Here is an 18286-nt window from a genome sequence, read left to right as displayed (position 1 = left end):
CGAAAACCATATGTGTTATATTGTTTTCTGTTGCAAACTTGCTTGTATTTTCAAGCTGCAACAAAGAAAGGCAACCACAATACGAAGATTTTAATGAGGAAGATTTTGTTCTAGTACCCGGAATAGTGACTAAAATTACACGAACACCAATTTATGCCCGTGGTAATTGGTACGAATACAATGTATATTATGCCTATAATCTTAAATCGGATACAATTTTGGTGGGTAAAGAAATGGATGTTGATTTAGCACTTAAAGAGGGTGATGGATTTTATGTCTTAGTCAATAAAAAGGATAAGGGTATCAGTTTTATTGCTGGTCCTCGTTTATTGCCAAAGGATCAAAAAATTCTTGAAAGCTATTTGTTGAGATCAAAAGAAAACAGGGTAAGGTATTTTGGTGTTGATGAACAATAAAAAAAGCCCCATTTTGGGGCTTTTATACTGTAAAAACTAAAATCTTCTAGTAGCTGATAGGCAAGGTAACTCTTGTAGTTCCCCAACCCATTACCATATTTCCATCATCGTCAAAAGCAATGCCGAAAGCTTCCAATTCGTCGCTATCGGTAGAAGCTTTAGCCATAGCGCGAACTACATCACTGTCGCTATCGTACGAATAAGCGCCCCATTGGTGTAGGTTGCTATTCAAAATAACCGTCCATTCATCTTCTCCCGGAATAGTGAATAAAGCGTAAGAGCCGGCCTTGATAGTTTTGCCACCAACTTTGGCATCTTTATAAAATGTAATTTCTGTGGCTTCGTTTGCCCCCGTTCTCCATACCTTACCAATTGGAGCAAGTTCTGCCAAACTACGTCCTTTTAATTGTGGACGGCTATAAATAACACGGGCAGCTTTAGCAGTTTCCTTAGAGCTGGCTGGATAATAAGCAATGTCCGCTGGACTCTTGTCAAGTCCACTGAACTTTTGGGCTGTGGCATCTGTAGTAAATGCTAGACTGGTACATAGCACTAAAAGTAGTAATGTTAATTTCTTCATGATTGTGATTTAAGTTCTTTTTTAAACTGCTTAATTAAATGTTGTTCAAATATACAGACGAGAAAATTAAGTAACCTTACAAAGCGTTCAGGTTAAAAGCTTAAACAGTAGAATAAATTACAAATAAGTTTTATAATCAATTTATAAGTTTAATAATGTAACCTAAAACACAATAAAGGTTTTATTATTTAATCTTATAGTTCATTTTTGTTTTAAAATTGTTATTAAATATTTTATTATGTGTGGTATTGTTTGCGCATTTGATGTAAAAGAAAGTACAGAAGTACTAAGGCCCCAATTGTTGGAGATGTCGAAGAAAGTAAGGCACCGAGGGCCAGATTGGAGTGGTATTTACGCCAATGATAAAGCTATTTTGGCTCATGAAAGATTGGCCATTGTGGATCCAGCTTCAGGAAAGCAACCGTTGTTGAGCGCGGATGGAAAATTGATTTTGGCTGCCAATGGGGAGATATATAACCATCAGGAGTTAAGAAAGCAGTTTGATGGGAAATATGATTTCCAAACACAATCCGACTGTGAGGTGATTTTAGCGCTATATCAAGAGAAAGGACCTGATTTTGTGGATGAAATGAATGGTATTTTCGGTTTTGCTATTTATGATTCCGAAAAGGATGAATATTTCATTGCACGTGATCATATGGGGATTATACCATTATATATTGGTTGGGATAAGAACGGAACCTTCTATGTGGCTTCAGAATTGAAAGCTTTGGAGGGTACATGTTCAAAAATTCAACTATTTCCTCCTGGGCACTATATGCACAGTTCTGATGGTGAGTTTGTGAAATGGTACAAACGTGATTGGATGGAGTATGATGCTGTAAAGGAAAATGAAACCAGTATCCAAAAAATTAAGGATGCTTTGGAAGCTGCCGTTCACCGTCAGTTAATGTCCGATGTGCCTTATGGGGTGTTGCTTTCTGGAGGATTGGATTCTTCCGTGACATCGGCAATTGCTAAAAAATATTCTCAAAAACGTGTTGAGTCTGGTGATACTGCAGATGCTTGGTGGCCACAATTGCACTCTTTTTCTGTGGGATTGGAAGGTTCGCCTGACTTGGCAGCAGCACAAAAAGTGGCAGACCATATCGGTACGGTGCATCATGAAATAAAATTCACTATACAAGAAGGTTTGGATGCCATCAAAGATGTAATCTACAATTTGGAAACCTACGATATAACAACAATCAGAGCCTCTACGCCCATGTATCTAATGGCGAGGGTAATCAAATCTATGGGGATTAAGATGGTCCTTTCCGGTGAAGGTGCAGATGAGCTGTTTGGAGGATATCTCTATTTCCACAAGGCGCCAAGTCCAAAAGATTTTCATGAGGAGACAGTGCGAAAACTGGATAAACTCCATATGTACGATTGTCTGAGGGCCAACAAATCCTTGGCCGCTTGGGGTATCGAAGGACGAGTTCCTTTCTTGGATAAAGAATTTATGGATGTAGCGATGAGTATCAACCCAAAAGATAAAATGATCAATGGAGAGCGTATGGAGAAATGGGTGGTGCGTAAAGCATTTGAAGACTATTTGCCAGAAAGCGTAGCTTGGAGACAGAAAGAACAATTTTCGGATGGTGTAGGATATAGTTGGATAGATACTTTGAAAGCTATGGTAGAGGAAGAAATCAGTGATGAGCAATTGGAAAATGCCCATTTCAAGTTTCCGATTCAGACGCCGACATCGAAAGAAGAATATTATTATCGTTCAATTTTTGAAAGTCATTTCCCATCCGATGCAGCTGCATTGAGTGTTCCACAGGAGCCTTCAGTGGCTTGTAGCACCAAGATTGCCTTGGAGTGGGACGAAGCCTTCAAGAATATGAACGACCCATCGGGAAGAGCTGTGGCTAAGGTTCATACCGATGCGTATGTGAAATAACCCCCGTTTAAACCAACCAAACGATATGAAGCAGTAAATTTTAAACGTTTCATTTTTTAATTAGTCCGAAAAGCCCCTTATCCAAGGGGCTTTTTAGTTGTTTTGGGGAGTATGATCGAAAGCTGTTAAAAGTATACTGTTTTTCCACAGGATTTGTTGATAACTTAAGCTGTTCAATAGGCTCTTAGAGGCCATTTGCACGGGGTATTGATTATATTTGTAAGATTTGAAATTTTGAGGCAAATACTTAAAAATATATGAGCGAAGAAGCTAACAAGAAACAATACTCCGCGGATAGTATCCAGGCCCTTGAGGGGATGGAACACGTACGTATGAGACCTTCCATGTATATTGGAGATGTAGGGGTCAGAGGATTGCACCATTTGGTGTATGAAGTAGTGGATAACTCCATAGATGAGGCCATGGCCGGTCATTGTGATAAGATTGATGTGATCATCAATGAGGACAACTCCATAACCACACAAGATAATGGTAGGGGTATTCCTGTTGATTTGCACAAAAAAGAAGGAGTTTCTGCCCTAGAGGTTGTAATGACCAAAATTGGTGCCGGTGGTAAATTCGATAAGGATTCCTACAAGGTTTCCGGTGGACTTCACGGTGTTGGGGTTTCGGTGGTCAACGCCCTTTCGGTACATTTAAAAGCTACGGTTTATAGGGACGGAAAAGTTTGGGAACAAGAATATGAAAGAGGTAAGACCCTCTATCCTGTAAAAAGCGTTGGTGAGAGTACGGAGACAGGTACCATTGTAACCTTTGTTCCGGACAAAACCATATTTGCCCAAACCACAGAATATAACTATGAGACCCTTTCCAATAGAATGCGTGAGCTGTCCTATTTGAACAAGGGCATTACTATAACCCTTACAGATAAACGAAACAAGGACGAAAAAGGAGAGTTTGTTTCTGAGGTTTTCCACTCTGAAGAAGGTCTTAAGGAATTTATCAAGTTTTTGGATGGTACCCGAGAGCCTTTGATCCAGAATGTAATCTCCATGGAAGGGGAAAAGAACGGCATTCCGGTAGAAGTAGCTATGGTCTACAATACAGGCTATACCGAAAACCTACATTCCTATGTAAACAACATTAATACCCACGAAGGAGGTACGCACCTTTCTGGTTTTAGAAGAGGGCTTACATCTACTTTGAAGAAGTATGCGGACAATTCAGGAATGCTGGATAAGTTGAAATTCGAGATATCAGGAGATGATTTTCGTGAAGGACTTACTGCCATCGTTTCTGTAAAAGTTGCCGAGCCGCAATTCGAGGGTCAGACTAAGACCAAATTGGGTAACCGTGAGGTGACCAGTGCGGTTAGTCAGGCTGTATCCGAAATGTTGACCAATTATTTGGAGGAAAACCCAGATGATGCCAAGCAAATTGTGGAAAAGGTGAAGCTTGCTGCGCAAGCAAGGCATGCCGCTGCAAAAGCTCGTGAAATGGTTCAGCGTAAGAACCCAATGAGTGTAGGTGGGTTGCCTGGAAAACTTTCCGACTGCTCCGAGCAAGACCCCACAAAATGTGAGGTATTCTTAGTAGAGGGGGATTCCGCAGGTGGAACGGCCAAACAAGGTAGGGATAGAAACTTTCAAGCTATTCTTCCATTGAGGGGTAAAATCCTTAACGTGGAAAAAGCCATGCAACATAAGGTTTTTGAAAACGAAGAAATCAAGAACATCTATACTGCATTAGGTGTAACCATTGGAACCGAGGAGGATAGTAAAGCTTTGAACCTCGATAAACTGCGATACCATAAAGTAGTGATCATGTGTGATGCGGATGTCGATGGTAGTCACATTGAAACTTTGATTCTGACTTTCTTCTTCCGTTACATGCGTGAGCTGATAGAGGGTGGTCACGTATATATTGCGACACCTCCATTGTATTTGGTGAAGAAAGGGTCTAAAAAGAGATATGCTTGGAATGACAAGGAACGTGATGCAATCAACGCAGAAATGAATGGTGGTGCAAGTATCCAACGATATAAAGGTCTTGGGGAAATGAACGCCGAGCAGCTTTGGGATACCACGATGAATCCAGAATTTAGAACATTGCGTCAAGTGAACATTGATAATGCAACGGAATCTGACCGTATATTCTCTATGTTGATGGGTGATGAAGTACCTCCAAGACGTGAATTTATAGAGAAAAATGCCGTCTATGCGAATATAGATGTATAGATAATAGGCATTTCACAACAAAAACTCGCCCCTCCAAGGCGAGTTTTTTAGTTTTGGGAAAAACTTCAACATCATGAAAAGAATAATTTTAGTGCTAGCGCTGGTTTCTGTAACCATGAGTAAAGCCCAAGACCTGAACGATATTTTTATTTCGGGAGTTGCTGATGCCGAACGATTTGCAAATGCCTATTTGGCGCCTGTGTCCGAAGCATCTATTTATAGTATTTCCAACGGTTGGTACAATACTGCCGATGCCAAACCTTTGGGAGGATTCGAAATTTCCATTATTGGGAACATGACCGGGTTCAAAAACAAGGATGATAAAAAAGCATTTTTAATGGATCCTGCTGATTATGAAAATCTAGATTTTGTAGACAGTCCTGGTCAGCCTAGAATGGTGGCTACTGGTTTAGGTGACATTGAAGGTGTGAATGTATTTGTTGAGGATGAAAGCGGCTTATTCCGTGAAGAATTTGAACTTCCAACTGGCTTATCCGCTGAAAACCTGAATTTTATCCCATCAGGATATCTTCAAGGTAGTGTAGGTTTGATTAAAGGCTTGGAGGTAAAGGCTCGTTTTTTACCCAAAATCAAATTTGATGATGATGCAAAGATCGGTCTTTTCGGAGCAGGTCTACAATATGATTTCACCAAAATGTTACCGGCGGACAAATTGTTGCCTGTAGCTATATCTGCTGTTATCGGTTACACCAACTTAAATGGGGAATACGATTTTACAGAGTCATCCACCATTAGCGGAAGTGACCAACGTATTGATGCAAATTTTAAAACTTGGAACTTCAGTGCCGTTGTTTCCACCAGAAACATACCTGTAATCAATTTTTATGGTGGTGTTGGGTATATAACCGGTAAATCGGATATTGATTTATTGGGTACATATGAGGCCAATGGACCTTTTTTCTCTGAAACCGTTGTGGACCCATTCTCTGTTTCCAAGAAAGCAAATGGTGTTTCTGCCAATCTAGGTACAAAAATCAAATTGGGCTTTTTTCGCCTCAATGCAGAATATAATATCTCTCAATTCAGCACTTTCACCTTTGGTGTAAACTTCGGATTCAGATAGAAAATCAAATCAAACAACCAATAATAAAGAAGGCCCCGTTATGGGGCCTCCTATTTTCATATATGTAGTCTTCACGTCATTCCCTGGTGGCGAAGACCGAGCCATTATCCAAGGTCAATACTTCAGGTTCTTTTGCTTTTTCCAAGCTAACGGTAATATCCGTTAACTGAGTGTCACCATAAATAATCGAATAGTTTCCATTTTCTTGGGACCATTTAAAATCGGTGTAAAAAATTAATTCTGAGTTGGAATATCTCTGGTACCTACCTAGGTAAACATCGTTAAAAATCCATTCTTCACGGACGGTATTGGAGCTTTTGTCCTCAACACGGGGAGATTCGGTTTTTGCCCAGATGCCCAAAATGGGATCGTGGTTCTCTGGGACACTAGTACAGTTGCTTATGGCAACAATGCCAATTATGGACAACAATGAAAAGAGCTTTTTCATAGGTCAAGTAGGTTACGTTAAATTTGGGACTATTATAACGTAGGTTCATAGGAATCTATTGCATAAAGAAGGTAAGATATTTGCTTTGATGCTCCAGGTCTTGTGGAGGCAAGCTTTATCTCAATCATTAAAAGAACGTCAACTTTGATATTTTGAAGGGATTAGGCCGCTAAAACTGGTAAAAGTCAGCTTTTTTCTGCCTTAAATGCATTATTTTTGATGACTAAAATTTAAATCTATACAAATGAAAGTTACCGTAGTTGGAGCAGGCGCAGTAGGAGCAAGCTGTGCTGAATACATAGCAATGAAAAATTTTGCAGCAGAAGTTGTTTTATTGGATATCAAGGAAGGATATGCCGAAGGAAAAGCCATGGATTTAATGCAGACGGCCTCCTTGAACGGATTTGATACCAAAATAACAGGAAGCACCAGTGATTATAGCAAAACAGCAGGTAGTGATATCGCAGTGATTACCTCCGGTATACCACGTAAACCAGGCATGACGCGTGAGGAATTGATAGGAATCAATGCTGGAATTGTAAAAACTGTCGCAACAAGTCTTATTGAGCACTCCCCAAACGTAACTATTATAGTAGTAAGTAATCCTATGGATACGATGACCTATTTGGTACACAAGGCCACTGGATTGCCAAAGAACAGAATTATTGGTATGGGTGGTGCATTGGATAGTGCCCGTTTTAAGTATAGATTAGCTCAAGCTTTGGAAGCGCCAATTTCCGATGTGGATGGTATGGTAATCGGTGGGCATAGTGACAAAGGAATGGTTCCTTTGATTGGACATGCTACCAGAAACAGTGTAAAAGTTTCCGAATTCTTGTCAGAAGATAAAATGAATTGGGTAGTGGAAGAAACCAAAGTCGGTGGAGCTACATTGACAGGCTTGTTGGGAACCAGTGCATGGTATGCCCCAGGAGCAGCAGTATCTGGATTAGTGCAGGCGATAGCTTGCGACCAAAAGAAAATGTTCCCATGTTCCTCGCTTTTGGAAGGTGAGTATGGATTGGAAGACATTTGTATCGGGGTGCCGGTGATTTTGGGCAAGAACGGAATCGAAAAAATTGTTGAAATAGAATTGTCCGATGCCGAAAAAGCCAAAATGCAAGAAAGTGCAGCAGGTGTTAAAAAAACCAACGGATTGCTTGAGTTTTAAGCTCTGTATCAATAAATAGAGAAATTGTCATTTCGGATGTAACTATAAGGAAATTGCCCATCGGTTTACATGGAGATTTCTGGGTTTGTTTGGAATGACAATTTCATTTTAACAGCATAACCATCAACTGTAATTGCAATTACATCAATTTCTATTGTCAAATCTTATCGGAAATGATATATTTGCACGCTGTTTAAGAAAACTTCTAAAAAATTAACAATCAATGCAGAATAAAGGACTTATAAGGCTTTTCGCGATCCTTTTTGGCTTGGTGAGCATCTATCAGTTATCCTACACTTTTATCACTAATAAGTTGGAGAATGATGCTGAAGCATACGCAGTTAGCCAAATTTCGGAAGCTGAGGAAGATTATGTTGCAAAGCGTGAAGCTTTAGAGGCATCGTATTTGGATTCCATCAGTGACAATACTGTTTTGGGCTTTACGAGCTATGAGGATGCCAAGACAAAAGAGTTGAACAAGGGATTGGACCTTAAAGGAGGTATCAATGTTACTTTGCAGATTTCCGTAAAGGATATCTTGAAAGGCTTGGCCAATAATACCAAGAACCCAGTTTTCAACAAAGCATTGGCCGATGCCGATGAAGCATCAACAAATAGTGATGACACTTATTTGGAGCTGTTCTTCGAAGCTTTTGATAATATTAAAGGTGATACCAAATTGGCATCTCCCGATATTTTCGCAAATAAGGGTCTTAGCGATGACATCAATTTCCAAATGACGGATGATGAAGTAAAACCTATCATCAGAAGAAAGATTGATGAATCCATTGTTTCTGCATTTGAAGTACTTCGTGAGCGTATCGATGGCTTTGGTGTAACCCAACCAAACATTCAAAGAGAAGGAAACTCAGGAAGAATTTTGGTTGAGCTTCCAGGGGCAAGAGATATTGCCCGCGCCCAAGAATTGTTGTCCAGTACGGCACAATTGGAGTTTTGGGAAACCTATCCACAGAGCAACCAAAGCCTTGGAACCTTCTTGGTTAATGCCAACGAGCGTTTAAAAGATATATTAGAGCCTCAAGTTACAGAAGATGAGGTTTCAAAACCTGAATCTGAGATTGATTCTTTACTCTCCGATGTGGCCCAAGATTCATTGGATATGACCCAAGATGCCAATCCAATATTAGGCAAATTGATTCCGGCCAATCCAGGTAGTCACGCTATTGCACGTGCTATGGTTTCCGATACTGCCGAAATCGGTGGTTATTTGAGAATGCCAGAAATAAAAAGATTGTTACCTAATGACATTCAGTTTGTCAAGTTCCTTTGGGAACGTCCAGCACAGGATGTTGAGGTGGTTGATTTGTACGCTCTAAAATCGAATAGAGAAGGCACTCCTAGAATTAGCGGCGATGTAGTTTCCGATGCACAGGATACATTTGATCAATTCAATAAACCTGCTGTTAGTATGACGATGAATACTCGTGGTGCTAAGGAATGGGAAGAGTTGACCGGTGATGCTTATAACAACCAAACAGGAATTGCCATTGTTTTGGATAACAAGGTTTACACGGCGCCAGGAGTTTCTTCTGGACCAATTTCTGGGGGACGTTCCGAAATTACGGGTACATTTACTGTAAACGAAACAAAAGATATTGCCAACGTATTGCGTGCAGGTAAACTGCCTGCCTCTGCAGATATCATTCAATCGGAAGTTGTTGGTCCATCATTGGGACAAGAAGCTATTGATAGTGGGTTTATGTCCTTTATGATCGCCATGGCCTTTGTGTTGGTTTGGATGATTTTCTATTACGGTAGGGCTGGGGTTTTCGCAGACATCGCATTGGTTTTCAATATCCTTTTGATTTTTGGTGTATTGACCAGTTTAGGAGCTGTGTTGACGTTGCCAGGTATTGCTGGTATCGTGTTGACTATTGGTATGTCGGTGGATGCCAACGTACTTATTTTTGAAAGAATTAAAGAAGAATTGGCTCGTGGGAAAGGAAAAGCCCAAGCCATTGCCGACGGTTTTGGAAATGCTTTGTCTTCCATTTTGGATGCCAACATTACCACGGGACTTACTGCAATCATCTTATTTATATTTGGATCAGGGCCTATTAAAGGTTTTGCCACCACATTAATGATCGGTATCGTTACTTCTTTGTTTACGGCAATCTTCGTCACTCGTTTGATGATCAATGCCTACACCAACAAGAAAGGACGCAGATTGGATTTCAGTACAGCAATTACCAAGAACCTGTTCACCAAAATGAACATCGACTTCTTGTCCAAGCGTAAAATAGCATACATTGTTTCTGCAATTTTGGTCGCAGTTAGCGTCTTCTCATTGCTTACCAATGGACTTCAGCAAGGGGTTGATTTTATAGGGGGGCGTTCTTATCAAATCCGTTTTGAAAAAGCAGTCAATCCATCGGAAATTGCTTCGGAATTGAATACTGTATTTGGTAGTGGAACCAATGTGAAAACTTTTGGTGATGCCAACCAAATAAAGGTTACCACACCATACAAAGTGGACGAAGAAAGTGTGGAAGTGGATAATGAAATCCAGAATAAACTTTATACTACGCTTCAAAATTATTTGCCAGATGGAACTTCTTTTGAAGATTTCACCGTCGGCGCATCCGAAAAATCCATTGGTATCCTACAGTCTGTTAAAGTAGGGCCAACCATTGCGGATGATATCAAGAAAAATGCCTTCTTGGCGATTATTGGGTCATTGGCCGTGGTTTTCCTTTATATCCTATTGCGATTTAGAAAATGGCAATTCTCTTTGGGTGCCGTGGTCGCCGTATTCCACGATGTGATGATTGTATTGGGTATCTTCTCCTTGACTGGAACCATTATGCCTTTTAGCATGGAAATAGACCAGGCCTTTATCGCGGCCATTCTGACGGTAATAGGTTATTCCCTGAACGATACGGTGGTAGTTTTCGACCGTATTCGTGAAATTACCGGTTTAAAAGGATGGGATAATGGGAAAAATATCAACTTGGCATTGAACAGTACATTGAGCCGAACGTTGAACACCTCGCTTACCACGTTGATCGTGTTGTTGGCCATCTTCATTTTTGGAGGTGAAAGCTTAAGAGGATTTATGTTCGCAATGATTGTAGGTGTAATTGTAGGTACATACTCATCTGTATTTATTGCAACCCCCGTAATGTTCGATTCATTAAAGAAGAAAATTGCTGCTGCTACAGGAGCATAGTTTTTCGTTTTTTTATATTACACTTTATAACAAAGGCCCTCAATTTTGAGGGCCTTTGTTTTTTATAGCTATGCTTTGTTTTTTGATAATGTCTCCAGCCAGGATAATAATTGGCTGAACAGGGTGAAGTTTTGGATTACCCTGAGCTGGCCGTTAAAGCCCCATTTATCCCTTTCCTTTGGATGATTGAGCATATATGCCAAGGTTTTGGATAAACTTTCAATATCTGTTGGGTCAGGATTTATTTGCCCTGTTTTATTATGAACTACTTGAAATTTAAGTCCTGCAGCATTCGAGACCAATACCGGTTTTCTTTTCCACATGGCTTCTGTTGCCGTAAGTCCAAACCCCTCTTGAATTGAGTTCTGAACAATGATACTTGATGTTCGCTGAAGTGCATTTACAATTAACGCATTTTGCTTCGGATTGTCTAATGGCAACAATAAGATGGCAATATCATTTTGCATACTACTGTCCACTTTTTTATAGGTTTCAGTTAGTTCTTGCAGTACTTCTTTGCCTTCTGGGTCATCCGACACAAAAGCAGGGTCGGGACCGCCCATCACCAATAAGGTCATTTCAATACGTTTATATTCCAAGCTTTTTGGGTCGCCATATTTTCGGTTGTCCAACTTCATTTTAATGAAGGCTTCCATCAATTCCTTAAAACCTTTGAGCCGGTCCCACCGAGAAATTTCGGTAACAATGGGGCGATAAATCAAATCCAAATCTTGACCAGAGTCCAACACATCAAATGAACCATCGGGCATTACTTTTCTTACCAAATGTTCGTACCGATGATAAAGAATGGCCTTGTGGTCGTCCAAAATTCCTGATTGATACAAAATACCGATACATTTGTGCAATTGCAGCTCACGGTTTTTGTGGCTCAAGGGGTCAATAGCCGGAGGAATAATGGATGTTTTGTTCTTTAAAGGCTTTGGAACATAGGAGGGAAGACTGAATACAAAATGGTCATAATCGTTTGTGTAAGGTTCCAAGAACTTCCATACAGCATCTGTTACCTCCGTGTCTTCTTCCAAACCAATATGGCACCTCCAAATAATGGAAACGTTCTTTTCTTTTTTGATCATCGCTGCCAAGGGCATCGGTTGTGGATCGTGGACCGCCACAATATCACCATCGTTGATCAGTTCTAAAGCTTTTGCGAGGTTGTTGCGATTAACCTCTTCGTAAACCTTGCGGTCATCCTCCGTAAAAACTCCGTTGCCACTTCCATGAATGGCATTGTGGATACGTTTTGTCAAATCAAAAAACGCATCCTTTTTAGCTTCGATCACAAGCCATTCGATAGATACCCCGAGTTCTCGCAATATCCGCATTTGGCTGGGTAGCATTTCGGCTACACCACCACCGATAGCAGTGGAATTGATCATCCAAATAGTTTGTCCTTTAAGTGATTCAATAGGTTCTTTGGCTTGTTCCGTAAAATCCAGAACTGAGGAATAGAGAGAGCCATACGCCTTGTAATCCACAAGTTTGGCGCCCGGCTTTACATTGATTTTTTGCATGTATGGGAATGGTTAACGTTCGAATTCCCTATAAGATAGCAAAAAAACAGGTGATTTGGTTAAATCGTTGTTTAAGAAGTGTTTAGGTTTTCACCTTGATGCCAGTGGAGCCTTTTTCGGATGGATTCAGCTCATAAATATATTCTGGAGTTAGTTGTGGCTCTTTCCGATGGGATACAAAAACGATGGCCGTATCACTTTCCCTGGCTATTTTGTTCACCAGGGCGACAAATAAGTTGGCGCTGACATCGTCCAGACCAGCTGTGGGCTCATCCAAAATAAGTAAGGGAGGATGTTTTACCATGGCCCTGGCTACCATTACCAATCGTTTTTCCCCAGCGGTCAAATCGCGAAAGTGGTCTTCTTTTCTATCCTTTAAGTTTAAAAGGCTCAGCCATTCGTTGGCCAAGTGCTTTTCACTGTCCGTAGGCTGCACATATAGTCCGATGGAATCGTGGAGCCCTGAAATAATCATATTTTCCAGACTGTGATAGCCTCTAAATTTATTGGTGACGGCCGGTGTAAAGTAGCCGATTTTTTGTTTGAGGTCCCAAACACTTTCACCGCTACCTTTTTTGTGCCCGAAAATGGTGAGGTCTTGGCCATACCCTTTATGGCTATCTCCTGTAATCATGGATAACAAAGTAGATTTTCCGCTGCCGTTGGGGCCGATCAATTGCCAAAAATCTCCCTTTTTGATGGTCCAATTAATTTGGTTTAAGACTTGACGACCATCAAAACTTACGGATACATTTTTAAAACTGACCAATTTGGGGTTTTCAACTTCAAAGGGAGATAACGGCAATGGTATGGTGTCATTAAAATTGAAGGTTTTAGTTTTGTTTTCGTTCCAAAAAGTATCCGGAGAATCATATTGATGAAGACTGTCTCCATCCAGTTTAAAAAAGTTGGTGGTCACAGGTAAAATATCATCCAATCGACTGACTAGTTGAACCAGAATTTTATTGGAAGCGATATCCAAAAGTTGTTCCTTCAACTTGGCTTGTGTGGTCACATCCAAATTGTCAAAAGGATTTACCAACACCATAAAATCTGGATTCTGTTGAAGCAAATACTTAAGCAATGCTTTTTTTTGCTCGCCACTGCTCATCGTTTTCAAAGCTTGTCCGCTCTCCTCAGTCAAAACTTTGATATCATGGCGCTCCTCTTCATCCATGAAGCGATTGATTTCTGAACGGGAAAAAAGTAGTCCGTTCAAAGGCTGCAGTTCACTTAATCCATTGACAGGTCGATTTTTCAGCAAATTTTCAACCAGTTGCTTGGTATTGGAATTGTTTTGGGTTAGGATAGCATAGCTTATGGGTAGCTTCATTTGGTAAAAGGTGTTGGCCAAAATTACAATTATCCTTGATTCACTCGAAAAATATGGACTGGATTATTCTTGTAGGTTGTGGTTTTGTCCAGAAACATCCTATTTTTTGCAGCGACTTTTTGCGATGGAATATTGTCCACATGGATGATGGAAATCAAGGAGGACGCAAAATTGTTATCAAAAGCAAACTCCTTGCATTTTTGTGCCGCTTCAAAAGCGTAGCCTTGTGACCAAAACTTGGGAAGCACGGAATAGCCAATTTCCAATTCAGTTATATTATCCACGGTTTGAACAAGCAGGCCACAAATTCCAACCAATGCTCCCGATTCTTTTGAAATTAGGGCATTCATGCCGCCTAAATCGTTTTCATAGCGTTCAAAAACCCTATCGAATTGTATTCTGCAGGCTTCAATTGGGTCAGCGGGCAATCCTTCCCAAAATTGGGTCGATTTTGGATTGTGGTAAAAAGGCAGCCACTCCTCGAAATCCGACTCTTCCAATTTGCGAAATGCCAATCGTCCAGTCTCTTGATTTTCTAAGAGGTATTTTGACATTTAATTCCGAGAAAACGAGATACTGTCACCTACCTGCAATCCCAATTGGTCCGAAAGTCCCGCATTGATTTCCAATATATATTTGGCAGGGGCATTGGAAGGAAGTGTGTTTTCATTAAATGGTTCTGCATTTTTTTGAAAACTAACAATCTTCATTCCCGAATTGATGTAAATGATATCCAAAGGGATTTCGGTGTTCTTCATGTAAAAGTATTGTAAGGACTCTGTAGGCTGAATGAACAACATTCCTCTATCTTCTTTCATAGATTTTCTGTACATAAGTCCTGTTTGGGTTTCATATTCCGTCTCGGCAATCTCGATATCAAAATTTGCCTTTATGAAATCCGTTTCTGAGGACAATACAGCAAGCTCTCCCTCTTTGGTAAAGGAAATAGTCTCTGTTTTAAGTGCTTGTTTGGATTCGGTTTTGCATGAACCCAAAACAAGGATAAAAACAAATAGAGCTATTTTTTCAAGTTGAATCATAGTTTTTAAAGTTCTATGGGTTCAGGTTTGATCATAAAGTAAAAACCGATGAGTATCATTGGGATGCTGAGCCATTGTCCTGTGGAAAGCATCCCCAATGTATCTTCAAAACCACCTTGACTCTTTTTGTAGAATTCCACAAAGAAGCGAACCACAAACAAGAGCACCATAAACAATCCAAAGAGAAACCCAGGTTTGTTCTTCCAATCGGTTTTCCAATACAAAAGGTATAAAGCGATAAACACGAAAATGTAACAAATTGCCTCATACAACTGTGCTGGATGACGATATGGAATGGATTGCAAAACTTCGGTAAATTCCGGATTATGCTGAATGGCTTTGTAAGCTGCGTTTGGAGTTTGTTCCTTGGTGAGAGCCATGGCTTGATACGCTGGCATATCATCCGAATCTCGTATAAACCGTGTAGCCAAAAAATAAGATTTGTCCACTACTTTTCCATTGATTTCGGAATTGAAGAAATTACCAAATCGTACAAAAGCAGCTCCAATGGCCGACGGAACTACCAACCTGTCCAATAACCAAAGCATTTTGATATCCTTCCATTTTCTGGTGTATAACCAAATACCAATAATTGCTGCAATGGTAGCGCCATGACTTGCCAAGCCTGTAAACCCGGTAAATTCGTAGCCGTTGATGATGCCAAATAAGGAACCGTTCGCGCTTTCTCGAATAGGCAAAAGGATTTCTGCCAAATGCTCCTTGTAATAATCCCAGTCATAAAAAAATACATGACCCAAACGGGCTCCCAGCATAATAGAGACCACGGTATAAATGAAAAGGGAATCCAGTTTTTCCATGGATTTCTTTTCGTTCAGGAAGATTTTTTTCATGATGAACCAGCCGAGAATAAAGGCTGCAATCCAAAGAAGATTGTAATATTTTATTTGTAAAAAACCCAGTTTAAAAAGGGTGCCTTCGGGGTTCCAGTTAAATCCAAGGAAATACATTTATCTAAATTTTGGGACTAATATAACGACTTTGAACGGTTGCACGGTTTTATTTAAACTTCAATTTTTATGGAACGGGGTCATAACCACTTCCTCCCCAGGGATTACAGCTTACAATACGTTTTATGGAAAGCCATCCTCCTTTAAACAAGCCATGTTTTTTTAAAGCTTCCAAGGTGTATTGCGAGCAAGTTGGGGAATAGCGACAAGTTGAGGGCAACATGGGAGAAATAAAAAGCTGGTAAAATCTGACCAACAAAACAAAAGGTGCTATCAATATTTTCTTCATGTTATCCATTCCTAAAAGAAAATACAAGGTAGCAAAAAGCCCCGACAAAGTCGGGGCCTGATTTAAACTTCTTCGGAAGTTGATTGCAGGGGTTCTAAATGATCCCGTTCATCATCTGTGTAAAGTCGTGACTTTATGACAAAACGAATACCCATCGGAATTTCCAAACTAAAACTGGAACCGCGACCGGTAGTAATGTCCACGGTAAGTTGTGTGTGTTTCCAGTATTCGAACTGATCTTTGCTCATAAAGAAATCACACCCATGGATGGTTCCCAATTTAACGTCGTTTTCATTGGTCATCAACTCGCCTTTTGGGAAACACATTGGGGATGAGCCATCACAGCATCCTCCACTTTGGTGAAACATAAGCTCACCATGGTGATCCCTAAGTTGGTCAATGATTTTTATAGCACGGTCGGAAACCAACACTCGTTTTATCAAATTTTCCATCCTAGAAAAAGCCCAATTTGTTTTTATCGTAAGAGATCAACATGTTCTTGGTCTGTGTATAATGGCTGAGCATCATTTTGTGATTTTCTCGTCCGATACCGGACTTTTTATATCCTCCAAATGGTGCGTGGGCTGGATAGTTGTGGTAGCAATTTACCCAAACTCTACCAGCTTGTATCTGTCTGGAAATTTTATAGGCTTGGTGCATATCGCGAGTCCAAACCCCGGCACCCAATCCGTAAAGGGTATCGTTGGCAATTTCAAGGGCCTCGGCTTCATCCTTAAATGTGGTGACGCAGACCACTGGTCCAAAAATCTCTTCTTGGAACACGCGCATTTTGTTATTTCCTTTTAAAATGGTGGGTTGAATGTAATATCCGCCTTCGAGACCTTCGTTGTATGCCGCCTCGCCTCCAGCAAGTACCTCACATCCTTCTTCTTTACCAATTTGGATGTAGTTCAGGATTTTTTCATACTGATCATTGGATGCTTGGGCGCCCATCATAGTATTTGGATCTAATGGGTGTCCAAGTTTAATGGCTTTTGTACGCTCAACCACTCGTTCCATAAATTTATCATAAATGCTTTCCTGTACCAGAATTCTTGAAGGACAAGTGCAAACTTCACCTTGGTTTAATGCAAACATTACGGCACCTTCCAAGCATTTGTCGAAGAATTCATCATCTGCCTCCATAATACTTTCAAAGAAAACGTTGGGAGATTTACCACCCAATTCCAATGTGACCGGGATGATGTTTTTGGAAGCATATTGCATAATTAATTGCCCTGTGGAGGTTTCTCCTGTGAAGGCGATTTTTTTGATTCTTGAACTGGAAGCCAAAGGTTTTCCTGCTTCAAGACCAAATCCGTTTACTATATTAAGCACACCGTCTGGAAGAATACCCTCGATCAATTCCATCAGAATCAAGATTCCTACAGGGGTTTGCTCTGCGGGTTTCAATACCACACAGTTCCCTGCGGCCAATGCGGGCGCCAATTTCCAGGCGGCCATTAAAATTGGGAAATTCCAAGGGATAATTTGTCCCACAACACCTAGTGGTTCCATAATGTTCATGGAAACGGTATTGGAATCCAGCTCGCTCACGGAGCCTTCTTCTGCTCGTATAACTCCTGCAAAATATCTAAAGTGATCTACGGCCAGGGGCATATCCGCAGCACGGGTTTCGCGTAAGGCTTTACCATTGTCCCAAGTTTCTGCACGGGCCAGAATCTCGAGATTGTTCTCCATTACGTCCGCAATTTTTAATAATAGGTTACTTCTATAGGTGGCAGAAGAGCTGTTCCATTCTGGTGCAGCTGCCCAAGCGGCATCAATAGCCTTATCTATATCTTCTGAAGTTGATCGTGCAATTTTGGTAAATGCATTTCCGTCTACAGGAGAAACATTGTCAAAATATTCTCCTTTTGTCGGTGGGGTCCACTTTCCACCGATGAAATTTTCATACTGATCTTTGAACTTTGGTTTTTCCAAAATACTTCGCTCAGTAGTTTTTACATTGCTCATAATACGTGTTATTAAAGTTAATTTTGTGTGTCGGACAACCTTTGTCCAAATGACTGATTCTAAAAGTATTGATTTTGAATCCCTAGCGTCTGACGAATTCTATTAAAGATATGACCAATCCTCTTTGTTTTTATTTATTTAACAAAATATC

Annotated in this window: 16 protein-coding genes; 6 read left to right on the top strand and 10 right to left on the bottom strand. The window is 40.4% G+C overall.

The features are described from left to right. Window positions 1–38 precede the first annotated feature (38 nt). Complete coding sequence (locus D2V08_RS13605) at window positions 39–416, top strand: hypothetical protein (RefSeq protein WP_147374125.1); 378 nt, start codon at window positions 39–41, stop codon at window positions 414–416. Between the two features lie 46 nt (window positions 417–462). Here the strand turns inward: D2V08_RS13605 and D2V08_RS13600 are convergent, their stop codons facing one another. Next, window positions 463–996 carry a DUF2911 domain-containing protein gene (locus D2V08_RS13600; protein ID WP_119608705.1) on the bottom strand — a complete coding sequence of 178 codons (534 nt, stop codon included), beginning with the start codon at window positions 994–996 and terminating at the stop codon, window positions 463–465. Window positions 997–1234: 238 nt separating this feature from the next. Here D2V08_RS13600 and asnB point away from each other — a divergent pair, with 238 nt between their 5' ends. The 3 genes from asnB to D2V08_RS13585 all read left to right on the top strand — a co-directional run bounded on the left by asnB (window position 1235) and on the right by D2V08_RS13585 (window position 6187). Further along, window positions 1235–2905 carry an asparagine synthase B gene (gene asnB, locus D2V08_RS13595; RefSeq protein WP_119608704.1) on the top strand — a complete coding sequence of 557 codons (1671 nt, stop codon included), beginning with the start codon at window positions 1235–1237 and terminating at the stop codon, window positions 2903–2905. Between the two features lie 257 nt (window positions 2906–3162). Further along, window positions 3163–5103: a DNA topoisomerase (ATP-hydrolyzing) subunit B gene (gene gyrB, locus D2V08_RS13590; RefSeq protein WP_119608703.1), complete on the top strand. Its 1941-nt coding sequence runs from the start codon at window positions 3163–3165 to the stop codon at window positions 5101–5103. 73 nt (window positions 5104–5176) lie between these two features. Next, window positions 5177–6187 (top strand): DUF6588 family protein, encoded by a 1011-nt coding sequence (locus tag D2V08_RS13585; protein WP_119608702.1) that lies wholly within the window; start codon window positions 5177–5179, stop codon window positions 6185–6187. Between the two features lie 76 nt (window positions 6188–6263). Here D2V08_RS13585 and D2V08_RS13580 read toward each other — a convergent pair whose 3' ends face one another. Further along, on the bottom strand, window positions 6264–6635 hold the full coding sequence (locus tag D2V08_RS13580; RefSeq protein ID WP_119608701.1) for a hypothetical protein: 372 nt from the start codon (window positions 6633–6635) through the stop codon (window positions 6264–6266). A 244-nt stretch (window positions 6636–6879) separates the two neighbouring features. Here D2V08_RS13580 and mdh point away from each other — a divergent pair, with 244 nt between their 5' ends. Together mdh and secDF are read left to right on the top strand one after the other, a co-directional pair. Continuing rightward, window positions 6880–7806: a malate dehydrogenase gene (gene mdh, locus D2V08_RS13575; protein ID WP_119608700.1), complete on the top strand. Its 927-nt coding sequence runs from the start codon at window positions 6880–6882 to the stop codon at window positions 7804–7806. Between the two features lie 223 nt (window positions 7807–8029). Then, a complete protein-coding gene (gene secDF / locus D2V08_RS13570; protein WP_119608699.1) occupies window positions 8030–10996 on the top strand; it encodes a protein translocase subunit SecDF in 2967 nt (988 codons plus the stop codon). A gap of 68 nt (window positions 10997–11064) precedes the next feature. Here the strand turns inward: secDF and D2V08_RS13565 are convergent, their stop codons facing one another. The 8 genes from D2V08_RS13565 to exaC form a co-directional block, all read right to left on the bottom strand. Beyond that, window positions 11065–12528, bottom strand: coding sequence for a glycosyltransferase (locus tag D2V08_RS13565; RefSeq protein WP_119608698.1), 1464 nt, complete (start codon window positions 12526–12528; stop codon window positions 11065–11067). Between the two features lie 82 nt (window positions 12529–12610). Further along, the gene (locus tag D2V08_RS13560; protein WP_119608816.1) at window positions 12611–13861 is read right to left on the bottom strand and encodes an ATP-binding cassette domain-containing protein; all 1251 of its coding nucleotides are present in this window, start codon (window positions 13859–13861) and stop codon (window positions 12611–12613) included. Window positions 13862–13890: 29 nt separating this feature from the next. Next, window positions 13891–14415, bottom strand: coding sequence for a GNAT family N-acetyltransferase (locus D2V08_RS13555; RefSeq protein WP_119608697.1), 525 nt, complete (start codon window positions 14413–14415; stop codon window positions 13891–13893). Then, window positions 14416–14901 carry a DUF192 domain-containing protein gene (locus D2V08_RS13550; protein WP_119608696.1) on the bottom strand — a complete coding sequence of 162 codons (486 nt, stop codon included), beginning with the start codon at window positions 14899–14901 and terminating at the stop codon, window positions 14416–14418. It lies immediately after the preceding gene. Between the two features lie 5 nt (window positions 14902–14906). Continuing rightward, window positions 14907–15869, bottom strand: coding sequence for a prolipoprotein diacylglyceryl transferase (lgt, locus tag D2V08_RS13545; RefSeq protein WP_119608695.1), 963 nt, complete (start codon window positions 15867–15869; stop codon window positions 14907–14909). 67 nt (window positions 15870–15936) lie between these two features. Then, complete coding sequence (gene yidD, locus D2V08_RS13540; protein WP_119608815.1) at window positions 15937–16158, bottom strand: membrane protein insertion efficiency factor YidD; 222 nt, start codon at window positions 16156–16158, stop codon at window positions 15937–15939. A 62-nt stretch (window positions 16159–16220) separates the two neighbouring features. Further along, window positions 16221–16610, bottom strand: a complete 390-nt coding sequence (locus tag D2V08_RS13535) for a DUF779 domain-containing protein (protein ID WP_119608694.1) — start codon at window positions 16608–16610, stop codon at window positions 16221–16223. Window position 16611: 1 nt separating this feature from the next. Next, complete coding sequence (gene exaC, locus D2V08_RS13530; protein ID WP_119608693.1) at window positions 16612–18135, bottom strand: acetaldehyde dehydrogenase ExaC; 1524 nt, start codon at window positions 18133–18135, stop codon at window positions 16612–16614. Window positions 18136–18286: the final 151 nt, after the last annotated feature.

Origin of the sequence: Flagellimonas lutimaris (genome assembly GCF_003581615.1) — a bacterium.
GTDB lineage: Bacteria > Bacteroidota > Bacteroidia > Flavobacteriales > Flavobacteriaceae > Flagellimonas > Flagellimonas lutimaris.
This window is presented reverse-complemented; position numbering and strand designations above follow the sequence as displayed.